This window comes from Acetobacter suratthaniensis (assembly GCF_017377745.1).
In the GTDB taxonomy this organism is placed as follows: domain Bacteria; phylum Pseudomonadota; class Alphaproteobacteria; order Acetobacterales; family Acetobacteraceae; genus Acetobacter; species Acetobacter suratthaniensis.
Genome location: NZ_JAFVMG010000048.1, coordinates 1 through 1,482, shown reverse-complemented (window position 1 = coordinate 1,482; position 1,482 = coordinate 1). Strand labels below are relative to the sequence as shown.

General features: G+C 57.0%; 3 protein-coding genes. All 3 read right to left on the bottom strand.

The features are described 5' to 3' along the window. Positions 1 to 23 precede the first annotated feature (23 nt). On the bottom strand, positions 24 to 479 hold the full coding sequence (gene ssb / locus J2D75_RS14230; RefSeq protein WP_207855446.1) for a single-stranded DNA-binding protein: 456 nt from the start codon (positions 477 to 479) through the stop codon (positions 24 to 26). A 55-nt stretch (positions 480 to 534) separates the two neighbouring features. Next, the gene (locus tag J2D75_RS14225) at positions 535 to 984 is read right to left on the bottom strand and encodes a hypothetical protein (RefSeq protein WP_207855445.1); all 450 of its coding nucleotides are present in this window, start codon (positions 982 to 984) and stop codon (positions 535 to 537) included. Between the two features lie 286 nt (positions 985 to 1,270). Further along, a partial coding sequence (locus J2D75_RS14220; protein ID WP_207855444.1) for a hypothetical protein occupies positions 1,271 to 1,482 on the bottom strand: 212 nt, incomplete at its 5' end.

The window sequence follows — 1,482 nt, the reverse complement described above, 5'->3', positions numbered from 1 at the left end:
CTGCGCGCGCCATCCTTCACCGCTCAGAACGGGATTTCGTCGTCCGGGCCAGCGTTGCCGCTGTAGGCGGGAGCCGCCTGCCTGCGTTCGGCGGGCGCACCATACTGACCACCCGCCTCGCCATCCGGGCGGCTGTCCAGAAGGGTCAGTTCCCCACGGAAGCGATCAATAATCACCTCGGTGGTAAAGCGCTCCTGCCCGCCCTGATCCGTCCATTTGCGGGTCTGGAGTGAACCTTCCAGATAGACTTGCCGCCCTTTACGAAGAAAGCGCTCGGCCACATCAGCTAGACGGTCATTGAAAATGACGACCCGGTGCCATTCCGTGCGTTCGCGGCGCTCACCAGAAGCCCGGTCGTTCCATGTGTCGCTCGTCGCCAGCGTAAAAGAAACGATCTTTGCACCACCCTGTGTCATACGCACTTCGGGGTCTTTGCCCAGATTACCCACCAGAATGACCTTGTTGACGCTGCCTGCCATGTGTCTGCTCCATTAATCGATATCAAGGCTGAAAGAATACGAACCGAAGGGATGCTCAGGCAGCTTTAAACTGTGCCTGTTGCTGGCGGGCATACTGCTCCGCACGCTCATTGAGCTGCCGCGCAATCTCGGCAGGCGATCCATTCCGGCCGTCAAAATCCGCCACCAGATCCCAACCGCAATACAGGGAAATATACCGGCGGCTTTCCGGGTCAGCAGCATAACCCGCCACCAGATACCGGGCGCCATCGGGAACCAGCATGCCGTCCGGGGCCTGACCTTTGAACAGACGCTCTACCCCACCTTTTGGGCGCTTCGGGTCGCAATGGCTCCAACCGTGATACTTCGCCAAAGCTGCGAGCGTCTGATCGGAATAATGGGCGTCTTCCAGTTCCATGAAACAGGTGACATTACGGTTAGCGCACTCGCAGCACCGCCCGGTGCAGACACTCTCCCCTTGCACGGGGACAGAAGCGTTGTTTAAAGTGTTGTTCACGTCGGACATGAAAGTGCCTTTTCTGTTCTGGCTAGCTCCGGTCTGGTGGCGGAAACACTGACCGGGGCGCTTTGTTGCTCGGGCCCACTCCCTCTCAACAAGTAAAGATTAGTACGACAAGAGAAACATCACAAGCAAAAAAGCGCGGAAAACAGCCAAAAAAGCGTGTTTTTTCGTTCTTTTTCATGGTGCGATAAGAAATAATATTTCGTGGTTCTTTTATTTATTTCCCCCCACTTTTCTCCGGTAAGAAAAAAATAAATCAAACCGCTTTTCTATTGCCCGTTATGTCATTCTATACCTCGCGCCCCTGAGCGTCCCGCACCCGGAACGGCAGGCAGGAGGCATAATCGCTCCACCCCACTCCTTCACTCCTGAGCAAAACGCCCTCACCCGCCGCAAGGTCGTCGCTGCACCAGAGGGCGCGTGTGACGCGCCCGCCGTAGGCCGCCGCAGGCGTCTGGTGTGTCCGCGGTGGTCTTACACGGGTCCATGCACAAAGTCGCA

Coding starts and splice junctions, on each gene's coding strand:
- ssb (WP_207855446.1), bottom strand. CDS start 479: ATGGCAGGCAGCGTCAACAAGGTCATTCTGGTGGGTAATCTGGGCAAA.
- J2D75_RS14225 (WP_207855445.1), bottom strand. CDS start 984: ATGTCCGACGTGAACAACACTTTAAACAACGCTTCTGTCCCCGTGCAA.